Origin of the sequence: Photobacterium pectinilyticum (genome assembly GCF_024357955.1) — a bacterium.
Lineage (GTDB): Bacteria > Pseudomonadota > Gammaproteobacteria > Enterobacterales > Vibrionaceae > Photobacterium > Photobacterium pectinilyticum.
In genome coordinates, this window is the sequence record NZ_JANEYT010000034.1 from 21,260 (window position 1) to 42,861 (window position 21,602).

Annotated in this window: 18 protein-coding genes; 12 read left to right on the forward strand and 6 right to left on the reverse strand. The window is 46.9% G+C overall.

Translation table 11 applies throughout. The annotated features are described in order from the left end of the window. Positions 1-15: 15 nt before the first annotated feature. Entirely contained in the window at positions 16-861 is an 846-nt protein-coding gene (locus tag NHN17_RS14895) for an endonuclease/exonuclease/phosphatase family protein (RefSeq protein ID WP_255043363.1), read from the reverse strand. A 556-nt stretch (positions 862-1,417) separates the two neighbouring features. Between NHN17_RS14895 and NHN17_RS14900 the strand changes: the two genes are divergently transcribed. The 4 genes from NHN17_RS14900 to putP all read left to right on the forward strand — a co-directional run bounded on the left by NHN17_RS14900 (position 1,418) and on the right by putP (position 7,842). Continuing rightward, positions 1,418-2,212, forward strand: a complete 795-nt coding sequence (locus NHN17_RS14900; RefSeq protein ID WP_255043364.1) for an AraC family transcriptional regulator — start codon at positions 1,418-1,420, stop codon at positions 2,210-2,212. 239 nt (positions 2,213-2,451) lie between these two features. Then, positions 2,452-5,589, forward strand: a complete 3,138-nt coding sequence (gene putA, locus NHN17_RS14905; RefSeq protein WP_255043365.1) for a bifunctional proline dehydrogenase/L-glutamate gamma-semialdehyde dehydrogenase PutA — start codon at positions 2,452-2,454, stop codon at positions 5,587-5,589. A gap of 11 nt (positions 5,590-5,600) precedes the next feature. Further along, complete coding sequence (locus NHN17_RS14910; protein ID WP_255043367.1) at positions 5,601-6,290, forward strand: 1-pyrroline-5-carboxylate dehydrogenase; 690 nt, start codon at positions 5,601-5,603, stop codon at positions 6,288-6,290. Between the two features lie 61 nt (positions 6,291-6,351). After that, on the forward strand, positions 6,352-7,842 hold the full coding sequence (gene putP, locus NHN17_RS14915) for a sodium/proline symporter PutP (RefSeq protein ID WP_255043386.1): 1,491 nt from the start codon (positions 6,352-6,354) through the stop codon (positions 7,840-7,842). A 466-nt stretch (positions 7,843-8,308) separates the two neighbouring features. Here putP and NHN17_RS14920 read toward each other — a convergent pair whose 3' ends face one another. From NHN17_RS14920 to NHN17_RS14940, 5 genes are all read right to left on the reverse strand, one after another. Next, positions 8,309-8,998, reverse strand: a complete 690-nt coding sequence (locus NHN17_RS14920) for a VIT1/CCC1 transporter family protein (RefSeq protein ID WP_255043368.1) — start codon at positions 8,996-8,998, stop codon at positions 8,309-8,311. Between the two features lie 223 nt (positions 8,999-9,221). Next, positions 9,222-9,869 carry a TorD/DmsD family molecular chaperone gene (locus NHN17_RS14925; protein ID WP_255043369.1) on the reverse strand — a complete coding sequence of 216 codons (648 nt, stop codon included), beginning with the start codon at positions 9,867-9,869 and terminating at the stop codon, positions 9,222-9,224. Between the two features lie 87 nt (positions 9,870-9,956). Further along, positions 9,957-10,802, reverse strand: coding sequence for a dimethyl sulfoxide reductase anchor subunit family protein (locus NHN17_RS14930; protein WP_255043370.1), 846 nt, complete (start codon positions 10,800-10,802; stop codon positions 9,957-9,959). Beyond that, entirely contained in the window at positions 10,799-11,425 is a 627-nt protein-coding gene (locus NHN17_RS14935) for a DMSO/selenate family reductase complex B subunit (protein WP_255043371.1), read from the reverse strand. Before NHN17_RS14935 ends, NHN17_RS14930 begins: the two co-directional genes overlap by 4 nt. 11 nt (positions 11,426-11,436) lie before the next feature. Further along, positions 11,437-13,866, reverse strand: a complete 2,430-nt coding sequence (locus tag NHN17_RS14940) for a DMSO/selenate family reductase complex A subunit (RefSeq protein ID WP_255043372.1) — start codon at positions 13,864-13,866, stop codon at positions 11,437-11,439. A gap of 411 nt (positions 13,867-14,277) precedes the next feature. On the opposite strand from NHN17_RS14940, the gene NHN17_RS14945 reads away from it, so the two are divergent. The 8 genes from NHN17_RS14945 to napC all read left to right on the forward strand — a co-directional run bounded on the left by NHN17_RS14945 (position 14,278) and on the right by napC (position 21,467). After that, on the forward strand, positions 14,278-14,826 hold the full coding sequence (locus NHN17_RS14945) for a helix-turn-helix domain-containing protein (protein WP_255043373.1): 549 nt from the start codon (positions 14,278-14,280) through the stop codon (positions 14,824-14,826). Positions 14,827-14,956: 130 nt separating this feature from the next. Next, positions 14,957-15,793 (forward strand): alpha/beta hydrolase, encoded by an 837-nt coding sequence (locus NHN17_RS14950; RefSeq protein WP_255043374.1) that lies wholly within the window; start codon positions 14,957-14,959, stop codon positions 15,791-15,793. Positions 15,794-16,047: 254 nt separating this feature from the next. Then, entirely contained in the window at positions 16,048-16,308 is a 261-nt protein-coding gene (locus NHN17_RS14955) for a chaperone NapD (RefSeq protein ID WP_255043375.1), read from the forward strand. Position 16,309: 1 nt separating this feature from the next. Next, positions 16,310-18,796, forward strand: coding sequence for a nitrate reductase catalytic subunit NapA (gene napA / locus NHN17_RS14960; protein ID WP_255043376.1), 2,487 nt, complete (start codon positions 16,310-16,312; stop codon positions 18,794-18,796). 17 nt (positions 18,797-18,813) lie between these two features. Next, a complete protein-coding gene (gene napG / locus NHN17_RS14965) occupies positions 18,814-19,581 on the forward strand; it encodes a ferredoxin-type protein NapG (RefSeq protein ID WP_255043377.1) in 768 nt (255 codons plus the stop codon). Next, the gene (gene napH, locus NHN17_RS14970) at positions 19,581-20,438 is read left to right on the forward strand and encodes a quinol dehydrogenase ferredoxin subunit NapH (RefSeq protein WP_255043378.1); all 858 of its coding nucleotides are present in this window, start codon (positions 19,581-19,583) and stop codon (positions 20,436-20,438) included. The genes napG and napH overlap by 1 nt, the downstream gene beginning before the upstream one ends. Next, complete coding sequence (locus NHN17_RS14975; RefSeq protein WP_255043379.1) at positions 20,428-20,862, forward strand: nitrate reductase cytochrome c-type subunit; 435 nt, start codon at positions 20,428-20,430, stop codon at positions 20,860-20,862. Before napH ends, NHN17_RS14975 begins: the two co-directional genes overlap by 11 nt. An 8-nt stretch (positions 20,863-20,870) precedes the next feature. Continuing rightward, on the forward strand, positions 20,871-21,467 hold the full coding sequence (napC, locus tag NHN17_RS14980; protein WP_255043380.1) for a cytochrome c-type protein NapC: 597 nt from the start codon (positions 20,871-20,873) through the stop codon (positions 21,465-21,467). The last annotated feature ends 135 nt before the right edge of the window (positions 21,468-21,602 follow it).

Sequence of the window (21,602 nt, forward strand, 5' to 3'; positions counted from 1 at the left end):
TTGAAAGAAGCCCCTTTAGAGCTGCACAGAGATTGATAGTGGGCAGTGGTCACTGAGTTGAAACTGTTTTAGCTGTTGGCCTGAGAAGAGATATTCAGAAAAGGATACCTCGGTATCTTTTTCTGTAATTCGGCCATCAATAATGAAGTGATCGATAAACCCGGGGTATTGCCTTACCTCCCAGCGTCGCTTGCGCTTGTTATAAGCCTGCGAGCGGCACTGGCTCTTTATACCCTCCGTCATCAATATCGGAGCGGGTGTCGACACTTTAGACGTTAGTCCCTGCCAATACGTATCCCCTTTTTGTGCCAGTCGGCGATTAAAGTCCCCTAGGATAATAAATGGTTGTTGCTCTGCTTGGCGTTGCGACATCCACTGAGCCAACACCTTGAATTGCTCGCGCAGTACCGTACAGCTTTTATTCCGGTGACGGTTGCTGTAACAGCCGCTTTTAAGGTGTACATTCAATAGTCTCAATGACTGTTTACCATCTTGATACAAAGTAACATCGACACCATAGCGCAGGTATTGGTTATTCCATATATCGAGCTGATGGAGATCAGGGTGGCGATGGTAATTCAGGCCTTTGCGAATGGCAAACCCGACAAACTGCGACCAAATTTCGTCGTTACTTATTACTTGCCGACTTGAGAACGCAACCTGATACTTATCGAGCGAGATTATCTTTTTTATCGATTGGTGGTTAGCCACTTCTTGAAAAGCCAAAACATCAGGTGAAATATCATTGATGATGTTTGCAAATGCTCGATAGTCGCTGGTCCTTCTCGTTGGAATATTGGAGTGGCGCTTTACCTTGGGTTTCGCGTCTGAGAGCCAATTGAGGTTCCAGGAGGTAATCATTAATGGTCTCGAAGGGGGATGCTTTGCGTGGCTCGAAGCGAACGGTATTAGCAATCCAAGTAGGAGCAACATCCCAAGTGAACTCACGAAGGGGAAATGGGGCATTGCCATTGTATAAATACCTTTCAGCGTCAGAAGAAAGGCAGGTTATGCATACCCTGTGTGATAAACAATCATGAAATATGCAAAGTGCGAGCAGGGGGGTGCTTTGTCGTGATGAGTTTTACTGGGTTCTAATTTGATGTGATGTTCGTTCGCATACAGCAGATAAGTTTGGGCTGGATACTTTTTATTCAGGTCACTCTACCTTCCTTTGTTGGATCATGATTGATTGGCAACGAATCAATTATGCTATGACTGATGCTCTATATTGGTGCGTGGTTGTTCCGTTATTGGGCTCTCATTGTTTAAAGGTTATTAATTTTAGTGAGATTATTAAGTATTATTCTTAATAATCAATAATCTGAGGTTAATGGTTTTGTCATGGTATTGTGGTATGTTTATAGCAATAACTTAAACTAAAGTTTATTACTAAAGGCAATGGAGTGCTTTTTTGATGTTGTCATATAGTAATTCTAGTAAACAGCCGAAACCCGCTGAACTAGTGACACTTTCTACTCATATAGATGATCATGCTCATGATCATTTGCAGATAGTCATCGGTCTGCAGGGAATCGTAGAGTTTGATATCAATGGTAGGGGCAATTATATCGTCCCTGGACAAGGCTGTATTATTACGGAGCTTTCTAAGCACTCCTTTGGTGGTGTTAATTTTTCTTCCGATATTTTAGTTTTGAACCTAGTTGCTGACTGTGAGTTTAACCAATATGTTTTACAACAGTTCAATGATAAAGCCTATGATGATTACTACTTTCAGCTGGATAGTCAAATTCAAGAAATCATCAATAGATTGGTAGTGGAAATAGCGTCAAGCCCGGATGATCTTTGGCTGGGGAAAAGCTGCAGTAATACAATTATTGCGCTGTTAAACAAGCATATGCAAATATTCCAATCAGAGCCTCGCTCGTACCGATTGGATATCAAAGCGATAGAAAAATATGTCGAAAAGCATATCAATCATAAGATCACGGTTGCTCAGTTAGCTGGTTGTGTATATTTAAGTGAGAGTCAATTTCACTATCAGTTTAAAGCACACACAGGGCTAACACCTCACCAGTATGTCTTATCTAAGAGGGTTCAATATGCAAAACAGCTTATCGAACAAGGTGGGCTTACGCTCAGTCATGTAGCACACTTGTCTGGTTTCTCGGGTCATAGCTCTCTTACCCACGCGTTTTCCAAACATCTTGGAACGTCCCCATCTCGATATAGAAAACAATACTTTTCTTAATCTGAACGCTGATGCGAAGCTAACAACGTTGCTCTAAAAGCAACCTTTTATTGTGGATGTTTGCAGCTAATTTGTACATCTAATCACCTCACTTTCCCAGTTTTTGACAAATTTTCAATAGTTTTCAGCAAGTTTTAATCTTAATCAAAAATACACTGGTTATCACAGATTAAAGCTAAGGCCTTTCAAAGGTTAAGGTTTTAGGAATGGGTGCTAATGATTAAGGACGAGGTAGCTACATGTTGAAAAAGATTGAACTGTTGGGCCCGGATATTACTAAACAGTCTATCGATGAGCTAGAGGCGCTTACTTCATCGCTATACATGGTTGATGAAACGAAAATTTTGCAAGAGTTACTGCCGCTGGCTACACCGTCAAAGGCAGAAAAAGCTGAGATGGAACTGCAGGCAAATGAGCTGATTCTCGCTATACGCGCAGATAAAAAATCAATCCAGATGATTGATGCCTTGTTGCTTGAATATAGCTTGGATACCCAAGAAGGTATCTTGTTGATGTGTCTGGCTGAAGCGTTGATGCGTATTCCCGATGCTGCAACTGCCGATGCGCTGATCCGCGACAAACTGACTGTCGCTGATTGGAAATCGCACCTTAAAGGAAAGAACTCTGTATTTGTTAATGCATCCACCTGGGGACTGATGTTAACAGGAAAGGTTTGCGGCATTGAGTCCACTGAGCCCACAAGTCCGACGAATGCGATATCTAAATTGGTCACTAAGTTGTCTGAGCCGGTTATCCGTCAGGTAATGAATCAGGCCATGGCAATTATTGGCCGCCAGTTTGTTTTGGGGCGTAATATTCGTGAGGCACAGAAAAATGGCCGTCCTCAGAAGGTGATGGGGTATGACTTCTCGTTCGATATGCTGGGTGAGGCAGCCCTAACCAAGAAAGATGCTCAAAAGTATTTTAATGACTATATGTCGGCTATTGAGATTATTGGTGCAGATAAAAATCAAAATTCAGCCACTATTCCTTCTATCTCAATGAAACTGTCTGCTTTGCATCCTCGCTACAATGTTGCAAACGAAGATCGAGTCATGACTGAGCTTTTTACCTCGGTGCTTGCATTGGCCAAACGAGCACGAGAGCTGAATGTTCCGCTGACCATTGATGCTGAAGAGATGGACCGCTTGGAACTGTCCTTGCGCTTGTTTAAAAAGCTGTATCGTCATCCTGTGATTAAAGGCTGGGGAAAATTTGGCCTTGTTGTGCAAACTTATGCTAAACGGGCTCTGCCAGTTTTTGCTTGGCTAAACCGATTGGCAGAAGAGCAGGGCGATATGATCCCTGTCAGGTTGGTTAAAGGTGCATATTGGGACAGTGAGATAAAACTAGCGCAGCAGGGAGGTTACGAAAATTACCCTGTATTTACTCGCAAGGAAGGCACTGATGTTTCTTATCTTGCATGTGCTCGCTATGTACTCAGCAAGGATGTTAACCGTAATCTATATCCCCAATTTGCCAGTCATAATGCGCAGACGGTTACAGCCATTGCCGTGATGGGTAAAGAGAGTTATTACGAATTCCAGCGTTTACACGGTATGGGTGAGGCGCTGTATAACCATGTGATGAAAAAATATGGCGCAAATGTTCGCATTTACGCCCCTGTTGGTAGCCATAAAGACTTGCTGCCATACCTTGTTCGACGGTTGCTGGAAAATGGGGCAAATAGCTCGTTTGTACACAGGCTTGTGGATGCTAGCTGTCCACCTGAGCTACTGACCCAACACCCTGTTGAACAACTTCTCAATATGTCGACACTGGATAACAAGGCTATCTCGCTTCCTCCTGCTATCTTCCCAGATAGACCAAACTCTGCTGGCATCAATGTTGATATCGACAGTGAACGTGAACCGTTTGAAGCGGAAGTGAATGCCTTTATGGATATGGCCTGGACTGCAGCACCAGTAATTAATGGAAAGTCCCTCTATTCGGAGCTAAAAGAGTCTGGAGGAGTACAGCATAAGGTGACTGCGCCTTACGACAGTTCCGTGACGGTTGGCGATGTAATATTTGGCGATCGAGAGCATGTTGAACAAGCCATTGAGTCATCGCATCAAGCTTGGCCACTATGGCGTGAAACACCTATTGCAACAAGGGGCAATTGCCTAAATACGCTGGCCGACTTACTTGAGTCAAATATGGCGGAGCTGGTTGCGCTATGCCACAAAGAAGCGGGAAAAACGATCCACGATGCGATAGACGAAATACGCGAAGCCGTCGATTTCTGCCGCTATTATGCGAGACAGGACCAAGTGTTTATATCTCAAAAGACCCGCAGTTTTGATGGTGAGCCAGTCTCTTTCAGCCGTCAAGGGCGTGGGGTTTTTGTTTGCATTAGCCCTTGGAACTTCCCACTGGCCATTTTCCTTGGTCAAGTCACTGCTGCTTTAATGGCGGGGAATACGGTTGTATGCAAGCCTGCCCAGCAAACATCGCTGATCGCAGCAAGAGCGGCATCGTTAATGAAAGAAGCCGGTTTTCCAGACGGTGTCTTCCAGCTTGTTCCGGGCACTGGGTCTGAAGTGGGCCATTACCTAACCTCTCACCCTTTAGTCGCTGGGGTCGCTTTCACTGGTTCTACGCAGACAGCGATGAGGATTAACCAAACGTTAGCAGGACGTCAGGGTGAACCCGTTCCGTTTATTGCTGAAACCGGTGGTCAGAATACGATGATCGTCGACAGTACCGCGTTACCAGAGCAAGTGGTCAGGGATGTGCTTCGCTCGGCATTCGCCTCAGCGGGTCAGCGCTGCTCAGCCTTACGTGTACTGTGTATACAGGAAGATATTGCTGACCATATCATCGAGTTAATTTCTGGTGCGATGGATGAGCTAGTTGTTGGTCTGCCGTATTTACATAAGACTGACGTCGGTCCTGTTATTGATACGGCAGCCAAAGAAAAACTGGGACGCCATATTAATCAAATGAAACGAACGCAGCGTCTAATCAAAGAGGTTGAGCTGGATGCCTGTTGCGACAACGGCATGTTTATCGCACCGATCGCGTTCGAAATAGCTGGTTTATCGGTACTAGAAGAAGAAAACTTCGGCCCGATCCTTCATATCGTCCGATTCAATGCGCGGGAATTACCGCAATTGGTCGATGATATCAATGCAACCGGTTACGGGCTAACGCTTGGCATTCACAGTCGTAATGAAACGACGTATCGGTGGATTGAAAAACAGACCAAGGTGGGCAACAGCTATATTAATCGCGATCAGGTTGGTGCTGTCGTGGGTGTGCAGCCATTTGGTGGTCAAGGGCTTTCCGGCACCGGGCCTAAAGCTGGAGGCCCTCATTACCTCTATCGCTTCACTCAGGTGAAATATGACGACACCCCGGCATCACACATTTAAGGAGTCAGACAATGACATCAATTCTAGACCGCTATAACGACTCTTTCACTGCATTTGAGAGTTGGAATCTGACAGACTTTTCAGATAAAAAGCAGGCACTGCACCAGTTAGGCAACCAACTTCCAGCAGCGTTAGCCAATGTATTTCAGTACCAGTTTAATCATGCCGAAGCGGTAGTGGCGGAGCCTCAGTCATTAACCAGCCCTACCGGTGAAACTAACGAACTGTACACACAGGGAAGAGGGGTAAGTATTGTTCTGGTTGACTCCGGCGCGCCAAATTGTAGCCGTGCGTTGGTTGCCATGCTGGCAGCTCTGCTTTCGGCGGGGAATAGTGCCATCATTTGCACTAACGACAACGAGATTGAAGCCTTGTTCGAACCGTTCAAATCTCAGCACCAATCAATCGCAAATCTAGTGCAATTTGTCCCCAAAGAGCAGTATGCCGCATTGCTTAAGTTCGATATCCGAAACTTTGTTTATATTGGCGATCAAGCCAAAACGGTAGAGCTCAGTACCGAGTTGGCCACGCGTAGTAACGCGATAACAGCAATGGTTGCGGAGACTGATCTTGAAAACCTACCTCTATCTAAGGATCCAATGCTGGTATTACGGTTCATTACCGAAAAAGTCAGAACGATCAATGTTACTGCGGTAGGGGGGAATGCAATGTTGCTTGAGCTAGGAAGCTCAGCACATTAATTGAGTGCCTCTGGGAGGAGACCAGAGGCAAAAATAAATATCATGGAGGATAATAACTATGATGGATGGCAATTATGTAATTACGGCAACATTTGTTGCTTATCTGCTCACTATGCTTCTTATTGGCTATATCGCGTATATGCGAACATCAAGTGCCAGCGACTACTTTCTTGGTGGGCGTTCCTTGGGGCCTTGGCCTGCAGCGCTTTCTGCGGGAGCCTCTGATATGAGTGGTTGGCTTTTACTTGGCTTACCGGGTTACGCCTATGCCGCTGGTTTTGAGGCCATTTGGTTAGCTGGCGGTCTTTTAGTCGGAACTTGGGCTAACTGGTTGATCAGTTCGAAAAGGTTGAGAACTTACACCATTACCACTGACTCACTCACTATTCCGGATTTTCTCGCTTGCCGCTTTAACGATGAATCTAAATTGATCCAAACGATTTCAGCGTTTTTTATACTCTTATTTTTCCTTTTCTATACGAGTTCAGGGCTTGTTGCCGGCGGAAAACTGTTTGAAACAGTCTTTGGCCTCGACTATTCCATTGCGGTAACACTCGGCGCTGCTTGTGTGATCTCCTATACGCTGTTTGGGGGATTCTTAGCGGTATCTTGGACTGATTTAGTTCAGGGGTTATTGATGGCAGCAGCGCTGATGATTGTACCTATGTTGGCAATGAACGGGACTTTCTCCGAGCTAAGGCATGAGTTGGGTACCCTTAACCCCGAGCTACTTACCATGTTGAGGAACACCAGTGGTGAACCCTTGAGTTTAATCGCTATCATCTCTCTAGTTGCATGGGGGTTAGGTTATTTTGGTCAACCGCATATTCTGGCACGCTTTAAAGCATCACGGACTAACCGTGATCTGACAACGGCACGCCGTATTGCTGTGATCTGGAGTTTTTTGTCCATGGCGGGCGCAATATTGGTTGGTTTAGTTGGCCTGTTGTATCAAACAAATACCATTGGTACTCCTTTAGCTGATGCTGAAACGATCTTCATGGTGTTGGTGAATGTCATATTTCACCCAGTGATTGCGGGTATTCTTCTGGCCGCTATTTTAGCCGCGGTGATGAGTACGGCAGACTCTCAACTATTAGTTTCTTCATCTGCTTTAGCCGAAGATTTTTATAAGCAAGTATTTAGGCCCAATGCGACCTCAGAAGACGTAGTCAAAGTGGGACGTTTTGCTGTTGTCGGAATATCATTGTTGGCATTGCTGCTTGCACTAAGCCCAGACAGCTCAGTCTTAGGGCTGGTATCTTATGCTTGGGCAGGGTTTGGCGCAGCGTTCGGTCCTGTAATTGTATTCAGTCTTTACTGGGCGAGGATGAACCGCAACGGGGCCCTTGCCGGCATTATTACCGGTGGGGTGACGGTTGTACTTTGGAAGCAATTGTCTGGCGGTTGGTTTGATGTGTATGAAATCGTACCAGGATTTATTCTTTCCACTCTTGCAATTATTCTGTTTAGCTTAATCACAGACGAGCCACAAGAGACGGTAAAAACACAACACGAAGCTTACAAGAAGCTGGTGGTAGAGTTGGACTAATACAATGTTTTCATCAAGCGGCCTTAACCTCTGTTTGTCGCCGACTCTGCGGATGTGCTTGTTGTGGAGGTATTGAATAAAATGACTAAAAGATGACGACAGTTGTATGAGCCGCTTTTAGTACTCAAAAATGCCACAACTGATTAAGTTGTGGCATCTTGGGTAGGCTATCAAGCTAGGTCCTAACGGTTCTCGTAATATTCGAAGTAGTCAGGGGGGGTATTCGATATCGTAGAAAAAGCTGGGGATGTCGTAATAAAAAGCCAAAGTAGGAGTCGAATCAGTATGTGTGGTTTGGCCATATTAACGATACATTTTCGTTGTTGATGATTTAACTTTGACAGCGAAAACACCAAAAGGCGCCTAGCCTTTGCGATGATGTGGCAACAAAGACAATTCGATGATAATGATGGCTGAGTGACAGGTCATTGTTGCTTATTCCTCGCATGTGTTTGTTTATTCCACCTCAGGTGACAATGCCAAAAAACTGACCAACCATCGCGGTTAAAGCCATCGCTAAAGCACCCCAGAAAGTGACCCGTATTGCGCCGATAGACATTGATGCTCCTCCTGCTCGTGCGGCAATAGCACCGAGAGAGGCCAAGAATAATAGAGAGGATCCTGCAACCATCGCGATTAGCATTGGCAACGGTACAAGCCATGCGACGAGTAAAGGGAGAGCGGCGCCAATGGTGAAAGTTGCAGCAGAAAACATTGCTGCCTGAATAGGATTAGCTCCGTTGCTGTCTGACAATCCGATCTCATCTCGGGCATGTGCTCCGAGCGCATCATGCTCCATCAATTTTTCAGCCACTTGCCTAGCCATTATAGAATCGAGCCCTCGGTTCTCGTAGATTTGCGCCAGTTCATCTATCTCATCTTCGTAATCTTCTTCAAGCGAACGCTTTTCAAGTGCTAAATCCGCCTTAATGGTATCTAACTGCGAGCTGACTGATACATATTCCCCTGCAGCCATGGACATTGCACCAGCCACTAAACCGGCAATGCCAGCCAACAGGATATTGTGTTGGGTTGCATTGGCTGCGGTAACACCAATAATGAGGCTGGCGGTTGATACAATGCCATCGTTGGCACCTAAAACGGCAGCGCGCAACCAGCCGACCCGGTTCGAGCGGTGGTCTTCCTCATGGCTCATCAGCTCCCCCCTTTGTTGGTGTCCAACTTGTAAATATAAAGCATAAATCAATAATTACTGAATAAGCGGAGATGCTGTTTATATTCGCCTATGACCAAGTTAAGAAAAAAGGGCAGGAAAATCTGCCCTTAAATATGAAGTTAATCTCGCTTTCCATGTCGTACTGCACTTCACTCAATCGTTTATGTTGAGCTAAGCGAGAAGGCTCTAAAGGCTTTTTTTATCAGCGGTACAAGGGAACGATAAGGTACTTGGCTTGTGCTAATTGGGCTAGCTGGCGGAGTGTCCCTTCAGCGATAAGTGCAATGCCTTGGTAAAATTCCGTTTCAGCGTTTTTGCTCATTAACTGCAACATGCGAGGTGCCCATGTAAGAACATGTTCACTAAGGAATGTTGTTAACGGTATTACTTCCAGCGTTTCATCGCTCTCTAATTGTTCGGCAATGCATTCACACAGATGAGCAATAAAAGAGAATATTAACCCGATATGGTCATCGGGCTCACGTTCTCCGGTATCCACTTCTACACCGAACTGGGCGTAGAAAAAGCGGATGTCGAGTGTTTGAATGCCAAAGGTGGTTTGTTCTTCATTAAGGTACACTGATGCCCAAGGTGCCGCACCCAGCGTGTTTGGCCCAACAAAGAGGTTTGCAAAGTCAGCGTTAATATCAGTTAACTGTGCTTTTGACGTGATCAGAGAGATTCCGTCAGAGAGTGTTGAGTTCGTTACCTCAACAGGCCAATCATTGACGATTTTATCATCGTAGATCGAGTTTAAAAATTCTTGGGTCGGGGCTTGATGCAATGAGCGATACAAAAATCGCGATACCAGCGATAAGCCGATGAAGGTTTGGCTGTTTTTTTCTAGCATAACTCTTCCGAAAATGAGAGGGCTGAATACTCAGCCCTCTAAATTACTTGTTAATTATAATCATCACATAGCGGTGATTAGTGGTTGTTACATACCGCTACTTGCGCTGATGTAGACATCGTAGAAAAATATTCGGCCGACAAGCTCAGAGCTTAGGATCAAAGCGAAGCTCAAAAACAAAAAGGATGTACTTTGGGCTTTTACTTTTGCACTACTCATGAGCCAAAGGGCTAACCCGGCAAATAACAGGCCGATACGAGCAGCGATTAAGCTGACCGAATTGCTCACAACGTCAAAGGGGTTAAACGACACATCGAGACGTCCAAGCCAAACGAGGTAAGCCGCATAACCTGTGAGTGCAATCAGTGTGAAAAGCGCTGCTGATAATGCAAGACCGCGTTCAGTTTGCGCAGGTGCTTCATGATCTAACGCTGATTGGGCGCGCAAAATAAACGCCGCTGCAACTGGACCAACAACGGCTGCTGTCATTAAGAACTGGAATGGGGTAAAGCCAGTGCTCCAGGTCGGAACCGTCGCTAGCGTATAAACATTGGCAATGGCGAGGACAAACACGATACCAAGCCCCATGGCTACCGGTAATAACAGCTTTTGCAGGCGAGGTTTGTAGTCAATAAATCGCATGCCCGTGTAAAGCGCGGCACTACCTCCGAACAGACTTAACGCGACGATTTCAAGGCTGAGCGCACTTCCATGGGCTAGGCCAAACGCAACATTGAACATCCGAAAAGGTTGTCCAAGGTGCGTTATTGAAGCCGTTGCCCCGATTGCTAATAGTACCAATGCAACCATAAAGCTGCGGGTCATTATTTTTCGATCTGGCTTATACAGAAGCTCTACGAGACCAAGTGCGATAAACATGCCAACAGCACTTTGGGCTAATACGGTAAAGAAAACGAGAGATAACTGGCTCATACTCCGACCTCCGTTGGGTTTTGAATACTACCTTTCTTATCGCCCGTGAGTTTGCTTCCTTTGCTCGTGGTGATGATAAGGTTAGGGCTTGTCAATCGTGGATCTGGCAGTGGAGCAATATCCGCTCGTGAACCATATTTCTCAACTAACTCATGCATCGGTCCAAAGTCGAGAGCGCGCAGTGGGCATGACTCGACACAAACAGGTTTCATCCCATCCGCAATTCGGTCATAACAACCATCGCACTTCGTCATGTTTTTCTTGGCTGGATCATATTGAGGAGCACCATAAGGGCACGCCATTTCACAATAGCGGCACCCCACACAAACATCTTCTTGAACGACCACTAAGCCATCTTCAGAACGCTTATGCATTGCACCTGTCGGGCAGGCTTTTACGCAAGCAGGGTTATTACAGTGGTTGCAACCAATAGACATATAGTAAGCAAAAACGTCATTAGAGTAGGTGCCATCACTGTTCATTACCCAGTCACCGCCCGCATACTCGTAAACACGGCGCCAGTTCACACCAACGGGGAGATCTTTTCTATCTTTACAAGACACTTGGCACGTTTTACAACCCGTGCATTTACTTGTATCAACGTGGAAACCATATTGAATCATTTATGCACTCCTTATGCCTTGGCGACTTCAACTAAGATGGAATGCTGACCATTCCCTTTTGACAGTGGTGTGGAACGTTGGGATGTGAGTGTGTTAACACACCCTCCTTGGTCAATCCCTTTCTTATCAGGACTGTACCAAGCCCCTTGTCCTAGAGCCGCAACACCAGGCATGATGCGTGGTGTGACTTTTACTGCCATTCGTAGCTCTCCGCGATCATTCCATACCTTGATGGAGTCACCACTGGTTAACCCTCGTTTCGCGGCATCGATAGGGTTCATCCATAAGCCATCGAATACGACTTCACGTAGCCACGGTATATTGTGGTAAGTAGAGTGGGTGCGTCCTTTGGTGTGGTAGCCACAAATTTGCAGCGGATAGTCTTTTGCGCGAGGATCTAAATGGCTGTCCCAAGACACGACGTATTGTGGCAGTGGAGTGATGATATCGCCTTCGACCAACTCCCACTCTTTGGCAATTGTTTCCAGTTTGGTGGAGTAGATCTCGATACGACCAGAAGGTGTGCCAACAGGGTTCGCATTTGGATCTTTGCGGAAATCCTCAAGGGCAATACGTCCCTCTTTGGGGGCGACAACTTGATACGGCCCTTGTTCTCGTAGTTCAGCCAATGAAGGGATATTTGGATCCTGTTTCATTCGCTCTGCGTACAGATACTCTAGCCATTCATCGTGAGTACGGCCTTCGGTGAATTCATCATACAGATCAAAGCGCTTCGAAAGTTCAGAACACATTTCATAAACACTTTTTGTTTCGTATAACGGCTGAATTGCACGTTCTAGAGGGAACAGTGCCCCCATTGAGCCTGAAGAGTAGCCGTCTGAGCTAACTTCGGTATTTTCTAGGTTAGTGACATCAGGTAATAATAAGTCAGCATAACGTGCAGACGCGGTCATGTGGTTATCACATACAACTATGAACTCGCAAAGTGATTCATCACCAATGATTTCGGCTTGGCGTTTTAGTTCGGCATGTTGGTTCATCAACACATTACTGGCGCAGGAGATGATGAACTTAATGGGGTTATTTAGCTTTTCACCACCTAGCAAGCCAGCCGTTTTATCCGTCATCTCTTCATGACGCCAAATCGCCTCAACCCAGTTAAAAAAGGTAACACGGGTTTTGATCGGATTATCGCCGACAGGCAAACGTGGGGCTGGGTAACCATAGTTAGCAGGCATATCCCCGGTGTTGGTTCCAGAAAGGCCAATATTACCGGTCAATATAGGAAGCATTACGATGACACGCGATGTTTGTTCACCGTTGGATTGGCGTTGAATCCCTGTACCCTGGGTAATGAAACACGGTTTGGCAGTACCAATTTCACGGGCAAGTTGAATAATTTGCTTTTCCTGTATCCCGGTAATTTGTGATGCCCATTTAGGTGTTTTTTCAATACCGTCTGGACCCAAACCTAAGATATGTGCTTTGTAATGGCCGTTTTCTGGTGCGCTTGCTGGGAGGGTTTTCTCGTCATAGCCTTGACAGTAGGCATCAAGGAACGCTTGGTCGACCAAGTTTTCAGTGATCAGGACGTGTGCAATACCTTCTACCAATGCGGCATCAGTACCAGGACGGATAGGGATCCACTGTTCTTCTTTACCCAGCATGGTATCGGTGTAACGAGGATCGATAATAATGGTACGGATGTTACGTTTTCTCTGAGCACTAATGTGTTCATGGATCTCACCACCACCACTCATACGTGTCTCTGCTGGGTTATAACCAAACATGACAAGTAGCTCTGCGTTTTCTATCTCTGTGGTATATGATCCATAAGCTGCTGCTTTTTTATTGCCGTATGTAAATGGCAAGGCAAATTGGATCTGACCCCAGCTGTAGTTACCGTAGTAATCCAGAAAACCACCGGTGAGGTTCATTAAACGTTTGAAGCAATCTTTACCATCGGTACGGATACCTTGAGTACCTGAGCCATAGGTAATGTGTACCGCGTCATTGCCATATTCTTTCAGGGTGTACTTGAGCTTATCTGCCATAAGATCAAGCGCTTCATCCCAACTAATGCGTTCAAAGCGGCCTTCACCTCGTTTTCCGACACGCTTCATCGGGTATTTAAGGCGATCTGGGTTGTAAACCCGATGTTTGATTGATCGCCCACGGAGACATGCACGAATTTGGTGTTGGCCAAATTCAGTATCATCACCGCGATTATCCGTTTCTATCTGGGTGATCACTCCATTTTCGGTGTGAACGCGTAAGGCGCAGCGGCTACCACAGTTTACTAAGCACGCCGACCAAAATGTTTGCTTGTCATTAGGGTTTGCCGTGGTGTCGGGTGTGCTTGCGATAGATTTAAATGGAAGTCCTCCAGCTGCTGTGGCTCCGCCCACTGCCGCTCCCCACTTCATGAATGTTCTGCGCCGAATCGGTGACAGAATCGTATTTTGCATCCAGTTTTTCATAAGCTATCCAATGTGAATTGATCTTGTATCGGTGCTTTACGTTGGGGTAATGGCCCAACACGTCGTATTGGAAATTTGGTTTATCGAACAGGCTTCAGCGTAAGCAAACGCATCAATGAAGCTGTTGACCCTTTTCCTTTTTTGTTTTTGTCTTTGCGTCCAGGCGAAAAGTTGGTGGTAGCCTCTATGTCGACTCATTGTGTGTAAAGAAACCATGTATTTATTCCTTATCACGTTCGTTTGGACGTTATAGCGAAAGTTATTGTACGCTATAGCGAACGGATGGTGTTATGTGACGGATCAATTTTTATGATCTTTAGAGTTGTATTTGGTAAGGTGTGCGGCATGAAGGTTGATGAGCATTTTAATGACGGTAATCTCATCAAAAGAATAAATACAAGGTAATGATATATGGGTGATTTTTCTGCGCTAGGTGAAAAACTAAAGGCGACCCGAAACAAAATGGGATTGAGTCTGAGCGATATGTCGGCTAAAACCGGTGTGAGTAAGACAATGCTCAGTCAGATTGAGCGTTCGGAATCGATGCCAACGATCGCCACTGTTTGGAAAATCGCGAATGGATTAAAAATTAAGCTTGAAACCTTGTTGGATGATTCAAGTCAGTTGTACGAAGTCAAAAGTATTGATGACAAACTTGCTATCAAAGATGATGATGGCCGTATGATCATCCATAGTATTTTTCCTTTCTCTCCAATCAGTGGTTATGAAGTGTTCTACGGCGTTTTTAAGCCGGGATGTAATTACTCCGACGACAATCACACTAACAGTACGACCGAGCAACTGTTTGTCACTGATGGGGAGTTAGAAATGATCGTTGGACAAAATACCTATCGTATTACCGCAGGCTGCTCCCTCTCATTTGATTCGTCGGAAAAGCACCGATATATCAATAATGGGGACATCGACGCAAATGTTCTCATCATCGTAAATTACGAGTAATACACAAGTGCGAAAAAGGGCAGAGTGATCTGCCCTTGGATTTTTTTATTTATTGTTTTTGTTACTTTCGTCCAATAAAAATATTGGTGTAACTTTAAAATGGATAAAAATCCAGGTAAGAAGATGAAGCATGCAAAGCCAAAGTGTCAGCTATTTTGATAGGGTGTTTGAATACTATTATTCAAACACACAGCAAGACTCAAGCAATCCTCCAGTATTATTTATTCACGGTATTCTTAGTAGTGGCCAGCTTTTTACCCATGAGTTGATGCCTTTTATGGTTGCTGAAGGGTTTCCGGTTTATTCACTGACTCTTCGTGGCCATGGAACTCATTCCGGCAAGCCGTCATCACAGCCCTTTCAAGATCATATTGATGATGTGGCTGCCTTTATTGAGTTTGTCTCTTTGCAAGAGAAAAAGCCCGTTGTTGTGGTGGGATATTCGTTGGGAGGGTTGATTGCCCAGCATGTTTGCCAAAAAGAAGCACTGAGTTCTAAATTAGCCGGCTTAGCCTTGATGGCCTCGGTGCCACCGCAAGGTTTTGGTCAACTCAATAGGGCCATGTGGTTTGATCATCCCGCGCTATCAATGGTGCTGGGTCAAGTGATGGCAATGCCCAACTTGGCGCTGCTTAACCCGTATTATCGTCATGTGTTAATGGATGCGTTATTTGCGACTAAGCCTAGCCAGCAGCAACTGGACTCCTTGCTCTCAGAGTTGAAGGCTGAAGATCTCCGATTGTTTTTACAGCCACATCCTATTGCAGAGGATTTCTCTCTAAATCTGCCTGTACTTGTTGTTGGTGGTAAAGAAGATAAGCTAGTACCCGCTTCCCAAGTACAAGCCACTGCGGATTTTTATGGTGTTGAGCCGGTGTTTTTCAGCCCGATGGGCCATGCCATGCCTGTAGAAAAAGAGGCGACCAAGTTTGCTGCTCATCTTGCCAATTGGTGCCGCATGCTTTGATGTTTATCTCTCTTCTCTTTACTCACCGCATCTGCTGATAACTTACTGTTTTACAGTAATGTGATCTCGGCATTGCTGCTTAATTGATCTAAAGCAACTATCCATCCCAATACCCCTTTGTGGGTATCCACTCTATTCGCATTAAGCCTAAATTAAACAATAACCACTAAATAAATAAGTGTAATTTGAGGCTAAATTTATCACTTGCTTATTTAGGATGAATTCGGTGGTGTGCCTTAAAGGGGGGCTTTGTTGTGAGTGATTTCCATGTCTGCAGCTTGATTGTTTACGTTGTGGCTGAGCAGCTTGAATCAATTAAAAAAACGATAGAAAGCCTACCGGGGGCTGAAGTGCCGATTTTTGGTGAATCAGGAAAATTGGTTGTCGTGCTTGAGGGGGAGCAGCAGAACAATATTGTTGGTCATTTTGATTTGATCAAGCAATTGCCTGGAGTACTCGATACCACGCTGGTTTACCACCAAATGGAAGAACAATCTGAGCTAAAGGAAGCGTAACATGACAGTTACTAGACGTAGTTTCTTAAAGGCCAATGCAGCAATAGCCGCAGCCAGTGCCGCAGGGTTAACCATTCCTGTGTCGGTGGCCAATGCGGCAGGCGACGATCAGGAAGTGAAGTGGGATAAGGCCCCCTGTCGTTTCTGTGGTACGGGCTGTAGTGTACTGGTCGGGACTAAAAATGGCCGAGTGGTTGCCTCGCAAGGTGATCCAGATGCGCCGGTAAATAAGGGCCTCAACTGTATCAAAGGCTACTTCTTGCCTAAGATCATGTATGGAAAAGATCGCCTGACTCAACCGATGTTGAGAAAAAGGGATGGGAAGTACCACAAGGAAGGGGAATTTACCCCTGTCAGTTGGGATGAAGCCTTTGATGTAATGGCTGATAAATTCAAGCAAGCCCTGAAAGACAAAGGCCCATCGTCTGTTGGGATGTTTGGCTCTGGTCAGTGGACAGTCTGGGAAGGCTATGCCGCCGCCAAATTGTATAAAGCGGGTTTCCGCTCTAACAACATTGACCCGAATGCCCGCCACTGTATGGCCTCTGCGGTTGTCGGTTTTGCCCGTACTTTCGGTATGGATGAACCTATGGGGAGCTATGACGATCTCGAACATGCCGATGCTTTCGTGCTTTGGGGATCCAACATGGCAGAGATGCACCCGATCCTATGGACCCGTCTGACCGATCGCCGTTTGTCTTCCGACAAGGTGAAAGTAGCCGTATTATCAACCTTTACCCACCGTAGCTATGAGCTGGCGGATAATCCAATCATCTTCAAGCCACAGACTGACTTGGCCATCCTTAACTTTGTTGCCCATTACATTATCTCCAACGACAAAGTGAATCAGGACTTTATGGACAAGCACGTTAACATCCGCAAGGGTGTGACGGATATCGGCTATGGTTTGCGACCTACTCACCCATTGGAGAAAGCGGCCAAAAACCCGGGCAGTGGTGATTCAACGCCGATGAGCTTTGAAGATTATGCCAAGTTCGTCTCGACCTATACGGCGGAATATACTTCTGAGTTGACTGGGGTACCGGTCGATCAGCTTAATGAATTGGCTGAGATGTATGCCAATCCTGAGACCAAAGTGGTGTCTTACTGGACCATGGGTTTCAACCAACATACCCGTGGTGTGTGGGCCAATAACCTGATTTATAACATCCATTTATTGACCGGTAAGATCTCCAAGCCGGGCTGTGGGCCGTTCTCGTTGACTGGCCAGCCTTCTGCCTGTGGTACAGCCCGTGAAGTCGGCACCTTTGCCCACCGTCTGCCTGCCGATATGGTGGTGACGAACCCTAAACACCGCGAAATGTGTGAAACCCATTGGGATATACCTGAAGGCACGATTCCGCCGAAACCGGGCTATCACGCTATCCTGCAAGATCGGATGCTCAAAGATCGCAAGCTCAATGCCTACTGGGTAATGTGTAACAACAACATGCAGGCAGGTCCGAATATCAACGAAGAGCGTCTGCCTGGCTATCGCGATCCGGCCAACTTCATTGTTACCTCCGACCCTTACCCAACTGTTACCGCCATGGCATCAGATTTGATTTTGCCTACGGCTATGTGGGTAGAAAAAGAAGGGGCGTATGGTAATGCCGAACGCCGTACCCAGTTCTGGTACCAGCAGATCTCTCCGCCGGGCGAAGCTAAATCGGATTTGTGGCAGCTGATGGAGTTCTCCAAGCGCTTCAAGGTAGAAGAAGTGTGGCCACAGGAGTTGATCGCCAAGAAACCTGAGCTCAAAGGCAAAACCTTATTCGAAGTGTTGTTCAAAAACGGCAAGGTCGATAAGTTCAAGCTCGATGAAATTGCCGCTGATCAACTCAATGATGAGTCTCGTGACTTTGGCTTCTACGTCCAAAAAGGCTTGTTCGAAGAATATGCCTACTTTGGCCGCGGCCATGCCCATGACTTGGCACCGTTCGAGATGTACCACCAGTCACGCGGTTTGCGCTGGCCTGTGGTTGATGGCAAGGAAACAGTCTGGCGTTACTCCGAAGGCTACGATCCGTATGTGAAGAAAGGCGAAGAGTACGCTTTCTACGGTAAACCGGATAAGAAAGCGGTCATTTTTGCCCTGCCATATGAGCCAGCAGCAGAATCACCAGACAAAGACTATGACCTATGGCTGTCGACCGGACGAGTGTTGGAACATTGGCATACTGGTTCGATGACTCGACGGGTACCTGAGCTATACCGCTCTTTCCCTGATGCGGTGTTATATATGCACCCTCTGGATGCCAAAGAACGTGGGTTACGTCGTGGCGATGCAGTGAAGATTGTTTCGCGTCGGGGCGAAGTGCTCACTCATTTAGAAACCCGAGGGCGAAACCGAGTACCGCAAGGCTTGGTGTACATGCCTTTCTTTGATGCTGGGCAGCTGACCAACAAACTCACGCTTGATGCGACCGATCCTATTTCGAAAGAAACGGACTTCAAGAAATGTGCGGTGAAGGTGGTTAAAGCCTAACTATTGGAAACAGACTGATGAAGCGTTCACCTCTCAAATCATCGGAAAGCCGTCGTCGCTTCCTTCGGGATGCTGCGCGAACGGCTGTGGGTGTGGGAGCGGCTGCGACCGTACTTGGATTACAAAGCAAACAGAGCCAGGCTGACAGCAGCGGGGTGCCGATAAGGCCGCCCGGCGCATTGCCTGAGCCAGAGTTTTTACAGGCCTGTTTGCGTTGTGGTTTGTGCGTTCAAGCCTGCCCTTATGACACCTTGAAACTGGCAAGCTTATTGTCGCCAGTGGCATCGGGTACGCCGTATTTTACCGCCCGAACGATACCGTGTGAGATGTGTGAAGACATTCCCTGTGTGGAAGCCTGTCCGAGTGGCGCGCTGGATCATGGCTTGAAAGATATTGATGACTCCCGGATGGGAACGGCGGTATTGATTGACCATGAGACCTGTCTCAACTGGCTGGGCTTACGCTGCGATGTATGTCACCGAGTCTGCCCGCTGATTGATGAAGCCATCACCCTAGTGCCAATCCGTAACCAACGTACCGGCTACCACGCCAAGTTTATCCCGACGGTGCATTCGGATGTCTGCACCGGTTGCGGTAAATGCGAGCAAGCTTGTGTGCTGGATGAAGCCGCCATCAAGGTAGTTCCCACGGTATTAGCAAAAGGTGAGTTGGGTCATCATTACCGTTTGGGCTGGGAAGAGAAGGCCAAGAAAGGGGAAAGTTTGGTCCCTGAGGATCTGACTTTGCCTGCTTATAAGCCGGGTAACAGCGGAGGAGGTCAGTAATGGCTAAGCATTTGGCAAAAGATGCTGGTAAAGCGGCTACCGCTTCACTGGGCTGGTGGAAAGCACATCGCTTTTTGCTGCTACGTCGCAGTTGTCAGTTGCTGATCATCGCGTTGTTCATGATCGGCCCGGCACTGGGCGTGCTACGGGGTAACCTGTCGGCAAGCACCTTGTTCGATACGATTCCATTGACCGACCCGCTGATCTTGCTGCAGACCATCGCAGCAGGTCACTGGCCAGAACTGGCTGCCCTGCTGGGCGGCGCCATTGTGGTGGGATTCTATGCCTTGTTGGCACCACGGGTGTTCTGCGCATGGGTTTGCCCGCTCAATATGGTGACGGACCTGGCAGCATGGTTGCGCCGTAAATTGGGTATCAAGCTCAGTTACCGCTGGCCATCAAGCTTGCGCTACTGGTTGTTGCCTGTGTTGCTGCTTGGCAGTGCGATCTCCGGCACGGTGCTGTGGAGCTGGATTGACCCTGTGGCAGCGCTGCACCGTGGTTTAGTGTTCGGAATGGGTGCGGGTTGGGTGCTGATCTTGCTGGTGTTCTTGCTGGACGTGGTATTGGTTGAACATGGTTGGTGTGGCCATTTATGTCCGCTTGGCGCGACATATGGGGTTATCGGCCGCAAAAGCCTGGTTCGTATCACCGCGACCAACCGCGAAGCCTGCAACAAATGCATGGATTGCTTCAACGTGTGCCCCGAACCAGAAGTGCTGAGACAACCGCTTAAAGGTGGGGATCGCAAGGTGATGAGCCAAGACTGTATCAGTTGTGGACGCTGTATCGATGTCTGTTCCGAGGAAGTGTTGGAATTTAAAATAAGAATTGGAGCCAATAAAGATGAAGGGTAAGTATGTTGTGTCTGCGCTGCTGGCGGCTGTCGTGAGCCTTGCCGCATTTGCAGAAGTTACCTCGTTACGTGGCGCGCAGGAAATAGCGGATACTAATACCGTTGCGCCAATTAAGCCGGTGCCAAAAATGCAAGATAAGCTGGCCTTGGAATATGTTCATCAACCCCCTTTGATCCCGCACTCAACGGATATGGTGCAGATCAACCCGAGTAACAATGGCTGTTTGCAATGCCATGATGTCGATAAATACCGCAGGACGGGTGCCCCGAGGGTTAGCCCAACTCACTACATGGATAGCAATAACAAGGTCCTGAGTGATGTTGCACCACGCCGTTACTTTTGTCTGCAGTGTCATGTATCGCAATCTGATGCCGCACCGCTAGTGGAGAATACCTTTAAACCGGCTGGTAAGTTCGGCCAATAGGAGGGGCTATGGAGAGTCAACGACCTGGTATCATCCGGCGTTTTTGGCAGTGGTTCAGAAAGCCCAGCCATTTTGCAATTGGCACAGTCCTGACCGTGGGTGTGGTTGCAGGTGTTATCCTGTGGGGCGGGTTTAACACTGCAATGGAGTACAGCAACACGGAAAGCTTCTGTATCGGTTGTCATGAGATGGAGAACAACGTCTATCAAGAATACGTTGGGACGGTTCATTACAACAATAGCAGTGGTGTTAGGGCGACCTGTCCGGATTGCCATGTACCAAAAGAGTGGGCGCCGAAAATGGTGCGTAAGATCCAAGCTTCGAAAGAGCTTTATGCCAAAGCGCTAGGCATTGTCGATACACCGCAGAAGTTCGAGGATCACCGGTTTGAAATGGCCTCCCGTGAATGGGACCGCATGAAAGCCAATGATTCGCAAGAGTGTCGCAACTGCCATAACTTTGAGTATATGGATTTTAGCACCCAGAAGTCGGTCGCTGCCGGTATTCATAGCCGGGCAATCGAAGACGGCAATACCTGTATTGACTGCCATAAGGGGATCGCCCACCAATTGCCGAAAGGGCATAAGATCGAAAGTGCTATCTAGCTTTCTTTGATTGGTGTAACTAAAAAATCCCTAGCCGAGTGATTGGCTGGGGATTTACGATCCCACGACCATGAGTTCAACAATGCAGGTTATTATACCAACCTACATATAAATATTTGATCAGTCTTGCTGGTT

Bases quoted from the DNA above. Each gene is read 5' to 3' on its own strand.
- NHN17_RS14895 (WP_255043363.1), bottom strand. From the start codon at position 861: ATGATTACCTCCTGGAACCTCAATTGGCTCTCAGACGCGAAACCCAAG.
- napG (WP_255043377.1), top strand. From the start codon at position 18,814: ATGAAGCGTTCACCTCTCAAATCATCGGAAAGCCGTCGTCGCTTCCTT.
- NHN17_RS14910 (WP_255043367.1), top strand. From the start codon at position 5,601: ATGACATCAATTCTAGACCGCTATAACGACTCTTTCACTGCATTTGAG.
- NHN17_RS14940 (WP_255043372.1), bottom strand. From the start codon at position 13,866: ATGAAAAACTGGATGCAAAATACGATTCTGTCACCGATTCGGCGCAGA.
- napA (WP_255043376.1), top strand. From the start codon at position 16,310: ATGACAGTTACTAGACGTAGTTTCTTAAAGGCCAATGCAGCAATAGCC.
- NHN17_RS14950 (WP_255043374.1), top strand. From the start codon at position 14,957: ATGCAAAGCCAAAGTGTCAGCTATTTTGATAGGGTGTTTGAATACTAT.
- NHN17_RS14900 (WP_255043364.1), top strand. From the start codon at position 1,418: ATGTTGTCATATAGTAATTCTAGTAAACAGCCGAAACCCGCTGAACTA.
- putA (WP_255043365.1), top strand. From the start codon at position 2,452: ATGTTGAAAAAGATTGAACTGTTGGGCCCGGATATTACTAAACAGTCT.
- NHN17_RS14975 (WP_255043379.1), top strand. From the start codon at position 20,428: ATGAAGGGTAAGTATGTTGTGTCTGCGCTGCTGGCGGCTGTCGTGAGC.
- NHN17_RS14945 (WP_255043373.1), top strand. From the start codon at position 14,278: ATGGGTGATTTTTCTGCGCTAGGTGAAAAACTAAAGGCGACCCGAAAC.
- napH (WP_255043378.1), top strand. From the start codon at position 19,581: ATGGCTAAGCATTTGGCAAAAGATGCTGGTAAAGCGGCTACCGCTTCA.
- putP (WP_255043386.1), top strand. From the start codon at position 6,352: ATGGATGGCAATTATGTAATTACGGCAACATTTGTTGCTTATCTGCTC.
- NHN17_RS14920 (WP_255043368.1), bottom strand. From the start codon at position 8,998: ATGAGCCATGAGGAAGACCACCGCTCGAACCGGGTCGGCTGGTTGCGC.
- NHN17_RS14930 (WP_255043370.1), bottom strand. From the start codon at position 10,802: ATGAGCCAGTTATCTCTCGTTTTCTTTACCGTATTAGCCCAAAGTGCT.
- NHN17_RS14925 (WP_255043369.1), bottom strand. From the start codon at position 9,869: ATGCTAGAAAAAAACAGCCAAACCTTCATCGGCTTATCGCTGGTATCG.
- napC (WP_255043380.1), top strand. From the start codon at position 20,871: ATGGAGAGTCAACGACCTGGTATCATCCGGCGTTTTTGGCAGTGGTTC.
- NHN17_RS14935 (WP_255043371.1), bottom strand. From the start codon at position 11,425: ATGATTCAATATGGTTTCCACGTTGATACAAGTAAATGCACGGGTTGT.